The organism is Desulfomarina profundi (assembly GCF_019703855.1).
In the GTDB taxonomy this organism is placed as follows: Bacteria; Desulfobacterota; Desulfobulbia; order Desulfobulbales; family Desulfocapsaceae; genus Desulfomarina; species Desulfomarina profundi.
The window spans coordinates 426,047-444,973 of sequence record NZ_AP024086.1 but is presented as its reverse complement, the minus strand read 5'-3'; the positions used below and the strand labels follow the sequence as shown (position 1 = coordinate 444,973).

The following is an 18,927-nucleotide window of genomic DNA, read 5'->3' as shown; positions in this document are numbered from 1 at the left end:
ATATAAATCATGCCCATCCAACCCCGAACCCTGCAACAGCGAACGCTTGTGTTTATCCTGCTACCGACATTTCTGCTCCTTATGGGGCTGTCGATCGGCGGTTATATCTTTGTACGCAATATTCTCCTCAATCAATGGGGTGAAACAGCCATAGCTGAGCTGCAGAAAACAGCTCATCAGATAGACATGCGCATGCGAAAACCCAAAGACCTTCTGCAGGTTTTGCAGATCGACGGCAAAATGAATATTTCCGGGGAAGTATTTGAATATATTCTGCAGAAAATCAAAAGTATTGACGGAGTCATCAAAGTCAAAGTCACCCTGCCGGACAAAACTCCAGACAGAACATCCCCGGGAAAAACCATGGCCCGGATGATGACCATGAAAATGAGACACGATTACACTCTGGGTCAGCTCACAATCAGCCTGCCCAAGTATGACAACAGACTTCGAGACAGAACCGTTTCCCTTGTCAGTGAACTGGAAACAACAACGGGCAACGGTACGGGTAGAATTGAAATAATCATTTCATTTGACACCTTTGTCGATCAGGTCATTGCAGCACCCTGGTGGAAAAGCAATAAGGCTTACCTGGTCGATGATACCGGCAATATTCTTGCGAGCACTTTTTCAAAAAAAACCAACCCCGCTGAAAAACGACCAAACCTGTTCGGCAGGGAGAACAAACTGGAAAAAGCTACCCTGAATGCCATTCACCAGAATAATTCCGGCATGGTGTTTGGTGGCGGCTCACCTCCTGAAGAAGTGAGTGGATTTTACCATCTGGTTGAAGCTCCCTGGACACTGGTTATTGTTGCTCCCGGAAAAAAAATTCTCCAACCGATCATTCGCTTCAAAATAATCTATTCCCTGTCCATTGCCGCCTGTACCCTGCTGATCCTCTTTTTCATCCGCAGATCGACAAACCGGATTACAACAATGATCAAGGAGATAACACTGGCAGCGGAAAACCTGGCAAGAGGTGAATTCGGTCCGCCATTGCCTGTAACTACTGTTGACGAAGTTGGAGAACTGGCCGGATGTTTTAACAAGATGACCCGCCAGCTCAAACAGCGGCTTCTCCTCAAGGAAGCTCTCAGTGTCGCCAGAGAGGTTCAGCAGAATCTTCTCCCCCATACCGGCTATTCATCGAGACGAATCAGTATTGACGGGATAAGCAACTACTGCGATGAGACAGGAGGCGACTATTTTGACATCATCCCTCTTCCCGAAAAAAATGGAAAAGTAGGGATAGTTGTTGGTGATGTTGTCGGTCACGGCATAGGTGCCGCACTCCTGATGACAACAGTTCGGGCACTTCTCCGCTGCCGCATCTCTCAGCCGGGCACCCTTGCCCGAATAATGACTGATGTAAACAGGCTTTTATGCAAAGACACAGAAAGAACCGGCAATTTTGTCACCCTTTTTTATCTGGAATATGACGAAATAAACCACGCTGTCAAATGGGTAAGAGGGGGACATGATCCCGCAATTGTCTATTCGCCTGCAAGTAATAAATTTTCTGAACTGAAGGGCAGAGGTGTTGCCCTGGGAATTGACCCCGACTGTCATTTCGAATGCAACGAAATGATTCTGCCGAATGAACCATTAATAATCCTTATCGGCAGCGATGGCGTCTGGGAAAATGAAAATCCTGAAGGGGAGCAATTCGGAAAAGAGCGGGTCAGACAAATCATCGCCGCCGGCAGTGTCCTGTCACCCGGCTCTATCGTGCAGTCAATCACTGATAAACTCCAGTCTTTTATGGGAGAAAAATCCCAGGAAGACGATATAACGCTTGCGGTTATCAAAATTGATCGGGATGGTGATCATATTTCAACCACAACCGGAAAACCATTAAACAACAGGGAGGAACTACCATGAGCATTACCAGAAAAATGTGCATTGCAGTAACGATAGCCATCTTCAGTACTTGCCCCAACGTCTTTGCTGATGACGACACAACTTCCCTCAAAGAAGCGTTTCTCCTGGGAAAGACCAGCGGAACGATTAAATCTTACTTTTTTGCCCAGACTTTTGATGGCACCGGGAAAAACAACAGTACCATCTGGGCCAACGGGGGTCATTTGAAATATGTGACAGGAAAATTTTACGGTATCCGGCTCGGTGGAAAATTTCAGGCTTCTTTCATTGGGGCAAAAGACGACCCGGATGGAAAAACAGCCGGCAGTATGGATGCGAATGGGGCGGTGCTTTCAGAAGCCTACCTGCAATACGATCTTTTCAATACAAGGTTCAAGGGTGGCAGGCAACATATTGCACTCCCTCTCATCGCCAATTCCGGTTCCAGACTGATAAAAGAATCCTTTGAAGGATATTTTCTGACCAATAAAGACATTCCCGGAACTACCCTCAGCATTGGCTGGGTCGACAAATACCAGACCAGAACAGACAAAACCCGTTACGGAGACGGCTGGTTTGTGGATTATGAGGACAACGGCACAGGACGCCCGGGAGACTTTTATGATATCGGCACCAGTGGAATAGTTTCTCTTTATTTTAAAAATATTTCACTGGAAAATCTTGCTGTCCAGGGACAATACACCAATGTCATTAACGAAGTCACAGGAATCTACGCCGACGCGGTATACACCTTTTCGCAAACAACATTCCAGCCTTATGTCGCGACCCAGTTTTACTATACCGCCTATGATGATAACGACAAATCCGACAACTTCATGGTGGGATTTAAATCAGGACTGGATCTTTACAGCACTGATATCTTCGCAGGATACACCACAACAGGGGGCTCCGCCGGAGATGACAGAGTTTACAGAGGGTTGGGTCAGGCAGCCTATTATCAGTATACAGCAACAACAAAGACTGCCGGAGTCGGTGCCTTTGAGGCAGGAACCGATTCTTACCAGGTGGGAGTTGAATATAAATATAACAAAACATTTTCATCAAAGTTCAGGGTCTCCAGATTCGACAATCCTCTGGATAACGCAGATCTCGATGAATATACACTGAATCTTGACTATCATTTTAGCGGCCCTCTGGAAAACTTTAAGATTTCAGTCGATTTTACCGTACTGAACTATGAGAACGACCAGAAAGATGCAACTGACCTGAGAAGCAGACTTATCTATTCTTTTTAATACCTGATTACATATGAAACTCAGCCTGACATAACACGCGGGAACATGATGTCTGGAGCTGGTGGTCTGAACAACGGGATGGGTGATATGGAAGCTGAAAGCCATGATAACGACATGTCCGGCGGCATGGGTGGCAGCAGTGGGGAAATGGGCGGCAGTAGTGGCTCCGGAGGAGGTATGGGGAGCTCAGGCGGTATGGGCGGTGGCATGGGTGGTGGAGGTATGAATTGAATCCAGACTTAAGACAGGGACTGGGGAAGACTGTCCATTTTATGGGCAGTCTTTTTTAACACCCAAAAAAACAATCCCTCCATCGAGCGAATTTATCACTAAATATCAGCTAGATAATCTGATCGCTTATAAGTATTATTTTTTCTGGCACAGGAAATGCTAGTTGGAGAAAGAGAAATAAGATTTCAGGAACAGAACGATTCATATCCCTTTCATCGTGGAGTATTATCAATGACCTTTTTCAGAACACACAGAACAGCTGTTGACAAGGTACGCCATGTGCATATGCTCTTCCAATTTGTGCTGATTGCAAGTTTATCCCTGTTTTCAGGCGGTACTACTCTGGCTGACCCCCTGGTGCTCGATTTAACATCAGCAATCGAAGCGGCACAGCAGAGCGATCCCTGGCTGGTCGGCAACCTGCATACCCAGCAATCTATTGAATCCATGAGTATCGCAGCAGGAACCCTGCCGGACCCCAAGGCTTCCATCAATCTTCTCAATATTCCCACTGACAGTTTTGATTTCAACCAGGAACCGATGACACAGTTCAAGATCGGAATCTCACAAATGTTTCCCCGTGGGGACAGTCTGGCCCTCAAACAGAAACAACTGCAACTGACAGGAAACCAGTTTCCCTATCAAAGGAAAGACCGAAAGGCAAAAATCGCAGTCATCGTCGGTCAGTTATGGCTGGATACATACAAGGCCAGGGAAAGCATTGTTCTGATAGAAAAAGATCGGCCTCTTTTTGAACAACTGGCCGATGTGGCCGAAGCAAGCTATTCTTCAGCCCTTGGCAGAACCAGGCAGCAGGATATCGTTCGGGCCCAGCTGGAACTCACCCGTCTTGATGATCGACTCACCATTCTCAAACAACGTCAGGAAGGCTTCGCTGAAAAATTATCCGAATGGTTGAATAATTTTTTCCTCAGTAAATATAAAGAGACAGCAAATTCGACTCTTCCGGCTCTGGCCTCAGTCTATGAAATAGCGAGAAAACTGCCGAATATAAAGATGTTGAACGAACAATTATTTACAGAAAAAAAAGAAGTGCCTCCCCAGGTTCTCTATACCTTTTTTTCAAAACATCCGGCGGTAAAAGCACTGGATCAAAAGATTAAGGCCAGAAACGCCGGCGTTGATCTTGCCAGGCAGAACTATAAACCGGAGTGGGGAATAAATGGTGCCTACAGTTACCGGGATGACAGTGCCACCGGAGGAGATCGTGCGGATTTTGTCTCTTTAGGACTCACTTTTGACCTGCCACTTTTTACATCGAATCGCCAGGACAAACAAGTGGCTTCCGCACTCTCACTCACGGCAGCAGTGAAAGCAGAAAGATGGCAGTTAATCCGAAAAATGATCGCCGATTTTGAAAAAATGAGGACAAATCTGAACCGTTTGAATGAACGGGAAAAACTTTACAGGGACCACCTGCTGCCTCAGCTCCATGAACAGGCGGAGGCATCCCTTACAGCTTACACAAATGACGACGGGGATTTCGCGGAAGTTGTCCGGGCGCGTATTGCGGAGCTGAACGGATCGATAGATGCGCTGAATATTGCAGTTGAGCGTCAAAAGACAATACTGCAACTGAACTATTTCTTCACCGTTAATCCATAACACCCCAAATTTACTGTCAACATACATTATAAAAAAATTCAGAGAAATTATTGACAATTTCATTTCTGTCAACTGAGATCGGGGAGAGATTCAATGAACAAAATTGTACGTGTTTTCACCTTACTTGCAACCGGTATCGCCATCGGTCTTGCGACCATGTGGTTCGGCTATCCCTTTGTCAGTCAGCACACTGCAAAGACAGTGGAGAAAAGCAGTACTGAAAAAAAGCCGCTCTACTGGGTCGCCCCAATGGACCCAAATTACAAACGTGACAAGCCCGGGAAATCCCCAATGGGTATGGACCTGATTCCAGTGTACAAGGAGGGCGATGACACCGCAGGACCAGGTACAGTGAAGATATCCCCTGATGTTGTCAACAACCTGGGAGTCAGAATTGCTCCAGTAGAACAAAAAAAACTTCACTCCATGATCCGGACTGTCGGATATGTGGGTTACGATGAAGACCAGTTGACCCATATCCATCCCAGAGTGCAGGGCTGGATTGAAAAACTCTATGTGAAGGCGTCTGGTGACCCTGTCAGAAAGGGTGAACCGCTCTATGAGATATACTCTCCTGAACTGGTCAACGCCCAGGAGGAACTGGTACTGGCCATGGACAGGAAGGCATCACGCCTGATCGAAGCCTCTGAAAACAGGTTGAAAGCTCTGCGTGTTCCCCCGTCCCTGATCACGCAGTTGAAAAAAACCAAAAAAGTCAAACAGACCATCACCTTTTACGCCCCGAGAAGCGGTGTCGTCGATAACATGGCCATCCGGGAAGGCTTTTTCGTCAAGCCAGGGTCAACAATCATGTCAATCGGGACCCTCAAACAGATCTGGGTGGTTGCCGAAATTTTTGAACGCCAGGCACCACTTGTAAAAGTCGGTTTACCGGTTACGATGACACTGGATTATCTTCCCGGCAGAAAATGGCAGGGGGAGGTGGACTATATCTATCCCACCCTGGATGCCAAGACCAGAACCATACGAGTGCGCCTGCGCTTCCAAAACAGGGATGATCTTCTGAAACCCAACATGTTTGCCCAGGTGGTTATCCATGCAAACAGTCCCGAGAAAACACTTGTTGTCCCAAGAGAAGCGATCATCCGCACTGGTGGCTCAAATCGGGTTGTACTTGCTCTCGGCAAAGGACGATTTAAATCAATCAACGTTCAGGTCGGAAGTTTTGATGAACAGTATGCTGAGATTTTGTCAGGACTGTCAAAAAATGAAAAAGTCGTCGTTTCAGCTCAGTTTCTGATTGATTCAGAATCCAGCAAAACTTCTGATTTCAAAAGAATGAATCATGAGGAAAAAGCCAAGCCCCCAACTGTCCGCGTCATTGCCACCATAAACAGTATAATGAAGGACCACCGGATGGTCAACGTCACCCACGGGGCAATCCCTGCCTGGGAATGGCCGAAAATGACAATGGACTTCACTGTCGCAGACAACATTAACCTTGATGGACTTACTAAAAACAAGGAAGTTCTCCTGGAAATATCTGCTGTGGGAGAAAATCAGTACCGCATTACGGATATCCGCAAAGCCGGCAGGGAAAACGACAATAAAAAACTGGATGATCTCAGCCTGGACGGGATGGATCTTGGTGATCTGGAAAAATAATTCTCCAGCCAGAAATGAGCAATTCAATGCCTTTAAATAAAGATCAAAAGGAATAAAAATGATTGAATCCATTATCCGCTGGTCCGTCGGCAACCGTTTCTTTGTCTTGATTGGTACCGCAATGCTGGTCGCTGTCGGTTTATATTCACTGAAAAATACACCTGTGGATGCTCTGCCGGATTTATCAGATGTACAGGTGATTATCAAAACCACCTTTCCCGGTCAGGCACCCCAGGTTGTTGAAGACCAGGTCACCTACCCGCTGACAACAGCCATGCTGTCTGTTCCCGGGGCTGAAACAGTCCGGGGGTATTCCTTTTTCGGAGATTCCTATGTCTATGTCATTTTCAATGAACAGACCGATCTCTACTGGGCGCGCAGTCGGGTATTGGAATATCTCAGCCAGGTTGCACCTTCTCTCCCTGCCAATGCCAGGCCCCAGCTTGGCCCGGATGCCACCGGTGTCGGCTGGGTGTACATATATGCCCTGGTGGACAAGACCGGGAAACATGATATCAGCCAGCTGCGCAGTCTTCAGGACTGGTTTTTGAAATATGAGCTGCAGACTGTGCCAGGTATTTCCGAGGTGACATCAATCGGTGGCATGGTGCAACAGTACCAGGTAAATGTCAACCCGGACAAATTGAGGGCATTCGGCATCCCTCTCTCACATATTCAGATGGCCATAAAACGTGGCAACCAGGAAATCGGCGCATCCGTTGTGGAAATGGCTGAAGCGGAATATATGGTCAGAGCCACCGGGTACATCAAAAATATAAAAGATCTTGAAACAATTCCCCTTGGAGTCAATCAGAATGGAACACCCCTGCTGTTAAAAGATGTGGCGGATATCCAGAGAGGCCCCCAGATGAGGAGGGGCATTGCAGAATTAAATGGAGAAGGTGAAACTGTCGGTGGCATTGTTGTCATGCGCTTTGGAGAAAATGCCCAGAAAACCATTGACGGCGCCAAAGCCAAACTGAAAGAATTGAAAAAAAGCCTGCCTGAGGGGGTTGAAATCGTTACAGTTTACGACAGAAGTGCTCTCATAAAACGTGCCGTGGATAATCTCAAATCCAAACTTCTCGAAGAATTCGGAGTCGTTGCCCTTGTCTGTATTGTATTTCTGTTCCATGTCCGTTCCTCTCTTGTGGCCATCGTCAGCCTTCCTGTCGGTATTTTGACCGCTTTTATCATCATGCATCTCCAGGGACTGAACGCCAATATCATGTCCCTGGGAGGTATAGCCATTGCCATCGGTGCCATGATTGATGGAGCCATTGTCATGATTGAAAACATGCATAAACATATGGAAAAAGAAGCGCTCACCGACAAAAACCGCTGGCGCATTGTTGCAGAATCAGCGAGTGAAGTCGGCCCGGCTCTCTTTTTCAGTCTCCTCATCATAACTGTCAGTTTCGTTCCGGTCTTCACCCTCGAAGCACAGGAAGGTCGAATGTTTTCCCCCCTTGCCTTTACCAAGACCTATGCCATGGGGGCCTCGGCAGCCCTTGCTGTAACACTGGTGCCGGTTCTCATGGGCTACTTTATCCGGGGAAAAGTCCTTCCGGAACATAAAAACCCGATCAACCGCCTGCTCATTGCCGGGTATCTGCCTGTCCTGAAAACGGCACTGCGATTTCCCAAGATCATTCTTCTGCTGGCACTCCTGGTACTGGGTGTCGGCTTCTGGCCACTTGATAAAATCGGCAGCGAATTTATTCCGCCCCTGGACGAAGGTGATCTGATGTACATGCCGACAACCTATCCCGGTATATCAGTAGGCAAAGCCAGGCAATTGCTGCAACAGACCGATAAGCTGATTCGCACCATACCTGAAGTTGTTACCGTTTTCGGCAAAGTCGGCCGTGCTGAAACAGCTACCGATCCTGCCCCCCTGACCATGATTGAAACATTTATCCAGCTCAAGCCCAAAAGCGAGTGGCGTGAAGGATTGAGCACGAAAGATCTCATCATGGAACTGAACTCCCTGGTGAAATTCCCCGGAGTAACCAATGCCTGGGTTATGCCCATCAAAACACGGATAGACATGCTTGCGACAGGTATCAAAACACCGGTCGGTATCAAGGTGTCCGGACCAAAACTGGAACAGATCCAGGATATCGGCAAACAGCTGGAAACCATCCTGAAGGATGTCCCTGGTACAGCCTCGGTTTACTCCGAGCGAGTGGCTGGCGGTAGATATATCAAGGTTGATATTCAGCGGGAAAAAGCTGCACGATATGGTCTGAATATTGCCGACATACAACAGGTCGTTGCCAGTGCCATCGGCGGGATGAATGTCACCCAGACGGTGGAAGGCCTTGAACGTTATCCTGTCAATATCCGCTACCCCCAGGACTACCGCAACTCACCGGAACAATTATCAACGCTGCCGATAGTGACCACAAGGGGAGAGAGAATTGCCCTTGCCGATGTGGCTGACGTGTATGTTGAAGATGGTCCTCCGGCAATTAAAAGCGAGAATGCCCGGTTGAATGGCTGGTCATTTATTGACATTGAAGGCGTGGATGTGGGCAGTTATGTTGTAGCAGCCCAGAAAGTTGTTGCCGATAAAATAAAACTTCCACCAGGGTATTCCCTGCAATGGTCGGGTCAATATGAATACATGTTGCGGGCAAAGGAAAAACTGACTTATGTCATTCCTGTGACACTGACAATCATTCTCCTGCTGCTCTACATGAATTTCCGTAACTTTGTTGAAGTGGCGATTATCATGGGTACCCTGCCACTGGCAATGGTTGGTTCTGTCTGGCTCATGTATCTGCAGGGTTTTAATTTTTCCATCGCAGTCGGTGTCGGCTTTATTGCCCTGGCCGGTGTCGCTGTTGAAATTGGTGTGATTATGCTGGTTTACCTCAACCAGGCATTTCAAAAACTGTTAGCTGACTGTGAAAAAGCCGACACCCTGGCAACACAGGAACAACTTGCGGAAGCCGTACTGCACGGTGCAGGAATGCGGGTTCGCCCGGTAATGATGACTGCAGCGGCAATTGTAGCGGGTCTGCTCCCCATTCTCCTGGGAACAGGTACCGGTTCCGAGGTCATGAGCCGAATCGCTGCTCCCATGGTCGGTGGAATGATCAGTGCCGTTGCCCTCACCCTGCTCGTTGTTCCGGCAGTTTATTATCTCTGGCGAAAAAGAGGTCTTGGTCATAAACACTGACTTCACGAATATTCCAGCCGGCGTGCATTACCGTAGTCTCATACTCCGGTAATGCACTCTTCTTTTCCGTGGGAGGGTTCCCACTTCGCCACCAATCGGTTATCCTCAATTGGATGGAGTTGTTTTTTATTTTCATAATTTCTTTCAAGATCCAAGGGAAACGACAATGGGAAAAACTCAAAGAACTGTTGGGCTGGTCGGCGCTATTTCAATAGGGGTGGGTGGGATGGTTGGCGGCGGAATTTTTGCGGTGCTGGGAGAAGCTGTTTCCCTGGCACATGGCGCCACCGTCCTGGCGTTCATTTTTGCCGGAGTGGTTGCCGCGCTGACCTCCTATTCCTACGCGAAGCTTTCCGTTGCGTATCCGAACCGGGGTGGGACTGTTGTCTTCATTGATACTGCTTTTGGCCACAACCTGTTGTCGGGAAGTATCAATTTCATGCTCTGGCTCAGTTATCTGGTGACCATTTCACTTTATGCCGTTGCTTTTTCATCCTATGCCCAGACATTTTTTCAGGACAGTTCAGCACCATGGATAAGCCACTTCTTTATCAGTCTGGCAATAGTACTGCCACTCACCATAAACCTGTTCAGTGCTTCATTTGTCAGCAAATCTGAAACAATTATTGTACTGATTAAAGTTACCTTGCTGATCATAATCATTGTGTCCGGAGCCTTTTTTGTTGATACAGAACGATTATCACCAGAACGGTGGGGAAGCTCTTTATCTATTGTTGTTGCCGGCATGATTATTTTTGTAGCCTATGAAGGTTTTGAATTGATCGCCAACAGCGCTGAAGAGATCAAAAATCCTGCCGTAAATCTGCCAAGAGCTTTTTATGGCTCTGTCTTGTCGGTTATCCTCCTGTACGCATTCATAGCCTTGATTGCCATCGGTACAGTACCGGAAGACCAACTGTTGACAGCGAAAGATTACGCCCTGGCAGTGGCCGCAAAACCGGCCCTCGGGCAACTGGGATTTACCCTTGTTGCTGTCGCTGCACTCCTGGCCACTTTTTCTGCTATCAATGCAACGATCTATGGAAATGCACGGCTGGGGTATATCATTGCAGAGAAGGGAGAACTGCCCGCCATCCTTCAACGGGAAAAAAGAAGCATTCCGGAAACAGGAGTCATTGTGACTGCGATACTCAGCTTACTGATGGCCAATTCTATTGACCTGACAGAAATAGCCATTATCGGCAGTGCCAGTTTTCTGCTGATATTTTTCCTTGTCAATCTGAGTGGCTTTAAGCTGAGAAATACAATAGGCGGTGACAAAATAATTCTTTCTACAGCCTGCCTTGCCAGCGGAGCAGCCCTTGCAACACTGCTCTTTCACACCTATTCAAGCAATCCCGGGGCAATTGGTGTTTTCTCAGCCTTGATCTGCATTTCAATCCTCTTTGAACTGATATATGGGCGAATGATCCGGGGACATTTCTTTCTACGGAAATACCAACAGCAGCGAAACTGACAAACAGGTTGGAATCGATTACAAATTAAGGGCAATTGTCCAGAAACAGGACAATTGCCCTTCTTTCTCTTCTCTCCTAACTGTCTTAAAAGAAGACAACTTCACTTATTCCCCCAAATAAAAATTGGTATAACACTTTACTTATCAGTATGTTACACGCAAAATCCTCTTCCACACAAACGTAACTGGTCACAGGATTTGTAACTATGTGTTTTCATATACCTTACCTCTGTAAGTGATCAGGGGTACCGTAGATTCGTGCAGGCGTGACTGGCCGCTATAGCCCACTATGCGAGCAGTCGCGACCGTGCGAATATGCGGTACCCCTGCCCACTTACACACAAACAGGCACGTCTTTTGCTATATTAATTACAGAACTCTTAACAATAATTCATTCCTGTAGAGGATGGAGAAAAATATGAAACGTCGAACCTTTATAAAAAGTGGACTCGCAGCCCTGGTACTCTCGGGAACAGGAGCCGTACATTATCCCATTACAGGGACAGGTTGGTTTATTTCCCCGGCACAAGCCGGTGAATTCAACACAACACTACCCATACCTCCCCTTCTGGAAAACTTGGACAAATCCGGGCGGAACGCCTCTTTCTCTCTGGATGTACAACAGGGGCAAATGGAATTTTTCCCAGGAAAGCAGACAACTACCCTGGGCTACAACGGCAATTTCCTCGGACCGACAATCAGGGTTAGAAACAAGCAGCAATTTCGCATCCAGGTGAAGAATCACCTCTCTCAGGTAACAACACTTCACTGGCATGGACTGCATGTTCCCGCAAAATGGGATGGGGGCCCCAGGCAACCCATTCCTGCTGGTTCATCCTGGAACCCCAACTTTACCATCAACCAGCAGGCAGCAACTCTCTGGTACCATCCCCACGCCATGGGACTCACAGGAAAACAGGTTTACCATGGTCTGGCCGGCCTGTTTATTATTGAAGATGAACTCTCCGACCAACTGAACATCCCTAAAGAATATGGGGTGAATGATATCCCGCTTATTTTTCAGGATAGACGTTTTTTCAACAATGGTGAGTTTGCCTATGTTCAGTCAATGCATGATGTGATGAACGGTGTTATCGGTAATTCTCTGCTGGTCAACGGTGCCCGGAAACCTTTTCTGAATGTTCCCGCCGGTCTTGTCCGTTTTCGGCTTTTAAACGGTTCAAATTCATCCATCTACAGGCTTGCTTTCGATGATCAGCGGGTTTTTCATGTTATCGCTTCGGACGGTGGGTTCCTGGAACAGCCGACAGCAATGAATTCCATTATTCTCTCAGCCGGAGAACGGGCAGAAATTCTGGTTGATTTTGCTGATGAAAGTAACTACGCCGTCATCAGCCTCCTGGTCGATCAGATGGGAGGTGGTAAATTCGAAGCTCTGAGGATTGGAGTGAAAGGTTCAGGTGAACGAGCTGCAATACCACAGACCCTCCGGACTCTTGACAGGATACCCGAATCTGAAGCTACCGCCGTTCGAGGTTTTCTGATGGAAACCATGTCAATGGGACGAGGCAGGATGGGAATGGGGATGATGGGAAGAAGATTGACCATTAACGGTAAAAAAATGGACATCAATCGAATTGATGAAAAGATCAAACTGGGATCAACCGAGATCTGGGAAATTACCAACAGGTCCGCCATGATGATGAGTATGCCTCATTCCATGCACCTTCATGATGTTCAGTTTCAAATACTGTCAAGAAACGGTCGCAGGCCCGCCCCCCATGAACGGGGAAGAAAAGACACTGTTTTGATCATGCCCGGAGAAACCGTACGGATAATCAGTCGTTTTCATGATTACACAGGGGTTTACATGTACCACTGCCACCTGTTGGAACATGAGGATGACGGCATGATGGGACAGTTTGAGGTCGTATCCTGATGACGATACCGGACAATAAAACCTGGTCCGAAAATTTAAAGAGAGAACACAGATGAACTGCATATGGGGATATACATGGCATGGATACTATTTTTACCACAGCTGGCTGTTCTGGCTGATATTGTCAGCTGGACTGTCTGCTGCAACTCTTTTTTACCTGTTTTTCCAGAAAAGAAGACAGAAAAAATGTCCAAACTGCAGCACACCCGTAGAGTCCGCATTCCTGCAATGCCCGGAATGTGGACATGGCCTGCAAACCCACTGCCCGGATTGCTACCGCATTGTTGATCGGTTATGGAAAACATGCCCCTATTGCGAAAAATCACTTCATTTCAAAATCTGACTCTCCCCCCCGGCACTCACAAAGATGGAGAAAATTTATCTGCCTTTTTCTCAAACCCGACCCAAAGTAAAAGCACTTTGTTTACTCAGGAGAAGAAGAAAAATATATATCATATCATTAAATTGACACGTGACATCTTCATTAAATTCTGACACCCGCAATCCGCCATACCGGCAGGCATTGATCAGGAATCTTCTGCATTTTCCGGTGATTTTCCCGAAATAGATTTATCAAGATTAACAATTACAGCAGTACCATCATATTTCTCGGTGACAATATCCTCAAGCAATGATATTTTTTTTACCAGCTCTTTCATTTGCCCGAGACTTCCCATTACTCCAGTAATTTCTTCATACGGTACTGAATCTTTTTCAAAATCATCCTGCAGCAATTCAAGATTACCCATGGCCACAAAGAGAGGTGTATTAATTTCATGGGCAACTGTTGCCGCCATCGCTTTAATTGACTCAAATTTTTCCTTGTTTCTGGCCTGTTGCCTATCCTGAAGAAAACCAACGACCACAGCCACAACATTAAAAAGGACTATCTCAAGCAGGCGATCAAGATCGTCGGAGGTAAACCCGTTCCAGTGCATTGCGGAATAAGGAAGGTAAAACAAGGTAACAGTTACAGAGGTGAGCAGGGCACCCCTTAAACCAAACCAGAATCCACTCAGTATAACTGGAATAAAATAGAGTTCCCTGGCAACAATATGCCCTTTCACAAATTCATGGGTAATAAGAAGATGCAAGCCACTGATACCAGTAACCAACAATATCACCACTACGATTTTCCATTTTCGTTCCGCTGATTCCAATCCATGCTTCTCCATTTTTTCTCCATAGGTTTTCGGACCTGATCAAACCAGATCCGAATCGCTAAAATGAGGGGGGGGGGGTAATAATCCATCGATATCTCTGTCTTCCAGGGTAACAGTTTATTTCCCTATATAGTCAGGATTTTCTGTGCTGTACTGATTCTGCTGGAATGTCATGTCAGTGTACTGTTGAGTTGTTCCACTCTTCCCACAGGCAGAAAGAATGAATAATGTTGCCAGTAAAATAATTAAAACTGATATTGTTTTCATTGTCATGCTCCTTTTGTATGTAAGTTCATAATGCTACAAACTGTTTTATCGCAGTCTGGAACTTTCATTGTTTACAGTGTCTGATGAGCCTTTTGGTTCGGCTATTCTGTGTTGTTGCTTTTTCTGGAATCCATGCATGATGCATTTGTTTCTTTCAGTTTTGCAGCCTTGGGTTTGTCTAAAACCTGGATCCGAATTACAAACCTTTAACGCATATATTGTGCCAGTCTTGATCACAACAGCACACCACTACATTACATATTGAATTTAAAAGAAATAACACACAACAACATTGTTTGATAAAATAGATGGTGTCTCTTTCCTGGACAGGTGAATTTGGAGAGAATCAGGCTTTCGCCTTATTATTGTGCAGTTTAAAACTGATCTGTTTTTACCTGGAAATGTTTATACATTCGCACAGCCAGGCAAGTGCTGTTGTCAAATAAAGACAATATTTATGACTACTGATCACGACCCCGGGCGGCATTCTTTTTCTCCTGCCGGCAACAGGAAACTGATAACGGCTCCACTGGTCTCAGGCCCATTTTTCTCTGCCCATATAACCCCCCCGTGATCTTCAACAATCTGTTTACAGATCGCGAGCCCCAGGCCTTTTCCCCCTGCGCCAGTCCGGGTTTTACTGCCCTGCATAAACTTTTCAAAAACACATTCAAGTTCACTTTCTTCAATACCGATTCCCTGATCAATAATCGAGATTTTCCAGGCCTGTTTTTCACCATGAAGTTGATCCAGCCGGCCTTTTTCCACCTGAAGAATCACCTTTTTCCCTGGATCGGTAAATTTCAGCGCATTTGATAAAAGATTTCGCATCACCTGTCGTATTTTTGTCTTGTCATACCTGGCCATGATGCAGGTTTCTTCTTTCTGGACATAGATAAACCGGATCCCCTTTTCTTCCATCAGCCCCTGGAATTCGAGTACAATTTTTCCAAGATCCTCTCCCAGATCTGACCATTCAAAATGATATTTCACATATTTTGATTCGGAAGTGCTCAATTCAAGAAGATCATTAAGGAGTTCAAGCAACTGCTGACCACTGGTCATTATCATATTAAAATAAAAAGCCTGTTTTTCCGGGGTAAGGGAATCTTTTCTCTTCAAACCCAAACGCGCAAAACTGAGAATACTATGCATTGGTGTACGCAGCTCATGGGACATATTGGCAAGAAATTCATTTTTTGCCTCATTAACAATTCTCCCTTCATTTCCATTGTACAACTTCAGTTTTTTTACCTGCTTTTCAAGTTGACTGCATGTTTCCACCAAATTTACAATCTGTCTGTTACAGGAGATTATCTGCAGATTCATAAAAACGAAAAACACAGGACCAAAAATCAGCAGAAAACTCCTTTGATCAGGCCACACCAGACAGGCTGCTGTCAGTAAGGGGATAAAAAAGAAGTACAGCAACAGCAGTGACAGAGATTTCCAGAAACTCAGAATCAATACCACTGAACTCCAGATACCCACAGAGAAAAAAAGAAGTATTGTCAGCACGAACCTGTCTACCGAAAGGGGTAGCAACCAGGCTGTCAACAGTCCTGAAAATGCGGCCGATAAAATAGATGCATAAAAGAAAACATGCAAACATTTTTTTGCAACCGGCACAGGGAATATTCCCATTCTATATCGTGCAATGACTTGGACAATACCGGTAATCATACAGGCCGCGAGGAGCAAAAAAACAATATTCCCAGAAGGGAGAGGATATCCCGCAAATACAGCACTGATTCCATAACAGGATGGAGCGATAATTGCCCCCAGTACTGATCCCGTACGACAATATGCGATTTTTGCTGCTGTTTTCATTTTACCGTCCCAGCTTATCAATGGATATATAATTTCAACTTGAATCCGTGGTGGCTTTATGTTTTTATTTTTTGTATTACAATGAATTAACAGTAAAAAAACTTAACATTGTTGATTAAATAATTTCTTGACGTCATGCAGGGTATCCGCTAACGAATTCAGGTTCAACCCTGCCCTGTATCCGAAACGTTCCGGATTCCTACAAGAATACATTGAAAATGGAGCATTTTCACCCAAGATCGAAATACTGTCCTGTTTTTTACAGAAAACCGGTAATTGCTTTATCAGTCTTTCTTTTCTGCCGGAAACCTTATTTCCAAAGATTCAACAGTTCATTGTATATTCGCTCCATCTCCTCATCTATACCTTGACTGACCAGGAAAATATTCCTATTATTGCTCATTTGCAGTACAGAATTACTCGGCAGATCGAGCCGGTCCAGCCTTTCATACATAAGGAGTAAAGAATGCTTGAATTAAAAAAAGGAGAAGAAATTCTCGCTACAGTAGGCGGTATAGCCAATCTCACTGAAGCTGAAGAACTGTTTGCAAAGACTCTTGATGATGCAAACCGGAAAAAGCTGCAGAAAATAACCAACCAGGACGCCCTGATCAAAATCGCCAATGCCATATCCATATGCACTCCGGATGCTGTCTTTATCAATACCGGCTCTGAAGAAGATGTGGAATGGATCCGACAATACTCACTGACTAAAGGTGAGGAAAAAAAACTGGCAAAGGACAGACATACCATTCACTTTGATCTGCCCCAGGATCAGGCCAGGCTGGTCAGTCAGACGTACTACATTATAAATGAAGGAGAAAAGATGAGCTCACTGGCGAAATCTGTTCTCCGGACAGAAGCGATTGACTATGTGAAACAGTTTATGCCGGGTATCATGAAAGGAATGACCATGATCGTCGGTTTCTACAGCCGTGGTCCAGTGGGAGCTGAAGCGGCAATCCCCGCAATAGAGATTTCCTCCTCGGGCTATGTTCTTCATTCGGCAGAACTGCTCTACCGGAACTGTTTCAGTGATTTTGACGCAGAAGCAGGCCGTACAGGTCTCTTTTATACCAATCTTCACTCTGAGGGGAAAAACAGGCCGGAAGATGTACCCAATGCACGGATTTTCATGGACCGCAGCTGGATGACCACCTTTTCAACATTCTGTACCTACGCTGGAAATACTCTCCTCCTGAAAAAAGGCAACCATCGTTTCACCGTAGATTATGCAACCTATTACAAACTTGAGGAACAACTCTCAGAACATATGTTCATCACCGGAATGACCGGCCCCAACGGCAGAAAAACATTCTTTGCCGGAGCTGCTCCGTCCGGGTGCGGAAAAACAACGACAGCCATGGCCGGTACAGATTTCGTCGGTGATGATCTTGCACAGTTCTGGATCGACAGTGACGGTATTCTTCGTGCCATAAACCCGGAAAAAGGTATTTTCGGCATTGTTGAAGATGTCAACAGAGAGGGGGACCCCTACCTGATGGACTGCCTGCGAGGAGACGGGACCGAGGTTATCTGGTCAAATGTGCTGGTTAAGGATGGTGTGCCTTACTGGGTCGGTAATGGTGAAGAAGCTCCGAAAAGAGGTGTCAATTTCCAGGGTGAATGGTTTCAGGGCAAAACTGATGAGGCCGGAAACCCCGTACCCATGTCCCACAAGAATTCACGCTGCACCCTGCTGGCATCAGCTATTGCCAATCATGCTACCGAACTGGCAGAAGACCCGGCAGGGGTTCCCGTCAAGGTCATAACCTACTCCGGGCGAGATGCGGATACCATGCCCCCTGTCTGGGTTGCCAGAAATGCCGATGATGGTGTTGTCATTGGGGCCTCCATCGTTTCAAAAGCCACGGCCACTGAAGTTGGAGCCACCGGAGTTCGCAGGCAGCCCTGGGCAAACGCCCCCTTTATTCCCGGTGCTCTTGCCGATTACATGCAGGCTCAGTTCACCTTTTTCAATTCTTCAAAATTCAGTGAAAAAACCAGGCCGATAATGGCGGGGCTGAATTACTTTCTCACCCATGAAAACCGGGGAAGTGAAGGTTCCGGCCTTCTGGGAGAGAAAAAGGATGTCAAAGTGTGGCTTGGCTGGCTGGAACTTTTTGCCCATGGAGACGTGGAAGCAATTGAAACACCGGTTGGTTTTCTTCCCAGGTATGATGATCTGGTCACCCTGTTCAGGACAATAGATAAGGATTATCCTAAACCGCTTTATGATATGCAGTTCGCACTCTATGTTGATAAAATCCTCGAGCGTATCGAACTCCAGAAAGAGGCCTACAGCAAGGAGGCGGATATTCCTGCCCGATTGTTTGATATCTACGGTCGCCAGAAGAAGGAACTTCAAGTTCTTAAGGAAAAATTTGGCGCAGTTGTAGCCATTGATGATCTGGCGGGTTGATCCTTTTCATCTGTTTTCCTGCAAGACCCCGTTCATACCACCCGGTTTGAGCGGGGTTTTGTTTTCTGCGGAACTGCAT

13 protein-coding genes are annotated in these 18,927 nt (G+C 46.3%); 10 read left to right on the top strand and 3 right to left on the bottom strand.

Annotated elements, in window-relative coordinates:
- The first annotated feature begins 9 nt into the window (after window positions 1–9).
- The 9 genes from LO777_RS01945 (at window position 10) to LO777_RS01905 (ending at window position 13,509) form a co-directional block, all read left to right on the top strand.
- A complete protein-coding gene (locus LO777_RS01945; protein ID WP_228855899.1) occupies window positions 10–1,884 on the top strand; it encodes a SpoIIE family protein phosphatase in 1,875 nt (624 codons plus the stop codon).
- A complete protein-coding gene (locus LO777_RS01940) occupies window positions 1,881–3,119 on the top strand; it encodes an OprD family outer membrane porin (protein ID WP_228855898.1) in 1,239 nt (412 codons plus the stop codon). Before LO777_RS01945 ends, LO777_RS01940 begins: the two co-directional genes overlap by 4 nt.
- Before the next feature lie 45 nt (window positions 3,120–3,164).
- On the top strand, window positions 3,165–3,350 hold the full coding sequence (locus LO777_RS01935; RefSeq protein ID WP_228855897.1) for a hypothetical protein: 186 nt from the start codon (window positions 3,165–3,167) through the stop codon (window positions 3,348–3,350).
- Between the two features lie 231 nt (window positions 3,351–3,581).
- Window positions 3,582–4,976, top strand: a complete 1,395-nt coding sequence (locus tag LO777_RS01930; RefSeq protein ID WP_228855896.1) for a TolC family protein — start codon at window positions 3,582–3,584, stop codon at window positions 4,974–4,976.
- Window positions 4,977–5,069: 93 nt separating this feature from the next.
- Window positions 5,070–6,602, top strand: a complete 1,533-nt coding sequence (locus tag LO777_RS01925; RefSeq protein ID WP_228855895.1) for an efflux RND transporter periplasmic adaptor subunit — start codon at window positions 5,070–5,072, stop codon at window positions 6,600–6,602.
- Window positions 6,603–6,660: 58 nt separating this feature from the next.
- Window positions 6,661–9,789 carry an efflux RND transporter permease subunit gene (locus LO777_RS01920; protein ID WP_228855894.1) on the top strand — a complete coding sequence of 1,043 codons (3,129 nt, stop codon included), beginning with the start codon at window positions 6,661–6,663 and terminating at the stop codon, window positions 9,787–9,789.
- A gap of 166 nt (window positions 9,790–9,955) precedes the next feature.
- The gene (locus LO777_RS01915) at window positions 9,956–11,266 is read left to right on the top strand and encodes an APC family permease (RefSeq protein ID WP_228855893.1); all 1,311 of its coding nucleotides are present in this window, start codon (window positions 9,956–9,958) and stop codon (window positions 11,264–11,266) included.
- 418 nt (window positions 11,267–11,684) lie between these two features.
- Window positions 11,685–13,166: a multicopper oxidase family protein gene (locus LO777_RS01910; protein ID WP_228855892.1), complete on the top strand. Its 1,482-nt coding sequence runs from the start codon at window positions 11,685–11,687 to the stop codon at window positions 13,164–13,166.
- A gap of 52 nt (window positions 13,167–13,218) precedes the next feature.
- Complete coding sequence (locus tag LO777_RS01905; RefSeq protein WP_228855891.1) at window positions 13,219–13,509, top strand: zinc ribbon domain-containing protein; 291 nt, start codon at window positions 13,219–13,221, stop codon at window positions 13,507–13,509.
- A 184-nt stretch (window positions 13,510–13,693) separates the two neighbouring features.
- On the opposite strand, the gene LO777_RS01900 is transcribed toward LO777_RS01905, so the two are convergent.
- From LO777_RS01900 to LO777_RS01890, 3 genes are all read right to left on the bottom strand, one after another.
- Window positions 13,694–14,341, bottom strand: coding sequence for a histidine kinase dimerization/phospho-acceptor domain-containing protein (locus LO777_RS01900; protein ID WP_228855890.1), 648 nt, complete (start codon window positions 14,339–14,341; stop codon window positions 13,694–13,696).
- Window positions 14,342–15,064: 723 nt separating this feature from the next.
- Window positions 15,065–15,880, bottom strand: a complete 816-nt coding sequence (locus tag LO777_RS01895) for a sensor histidine kinase (RefSeq protein ID WP_228857316.1) — start codon at window positions 15,878–15,880, stop codon at window positions 15,065–15,067.
- A gap of 91 nt (window positions 15,881–15,971) precedes the next feature.
- Window positions 15,972–16,208, bottom strand: coding sequence for a hypothetical protein (locus tag LO777_RS01890; RefSeq protein ID WP_228855889.1), 237 nt, complete (start codon window positions 16,206–16,208; stop codon window positions 15,972–15,974).
- 684 nt (window positions 16,209–16,892) lie between these two features.
- Between LO777_RS01890 and LO777_RS01885 the strand changes: the two genes are divergently transcribed.
- Complete coding sequence (locus LO777_RS01885; protein WP_228855888.1) at window positions 16,893–18,848, top strand: phosphoenolpyruvate carboxykinase (GTP); 1,956 nt, start codon at window positions 16,893–16,895, stop codon at window positions 18,846–18,848.
- Window positions 18,849–18,927 lie beyond the last annotated feature (79 nt).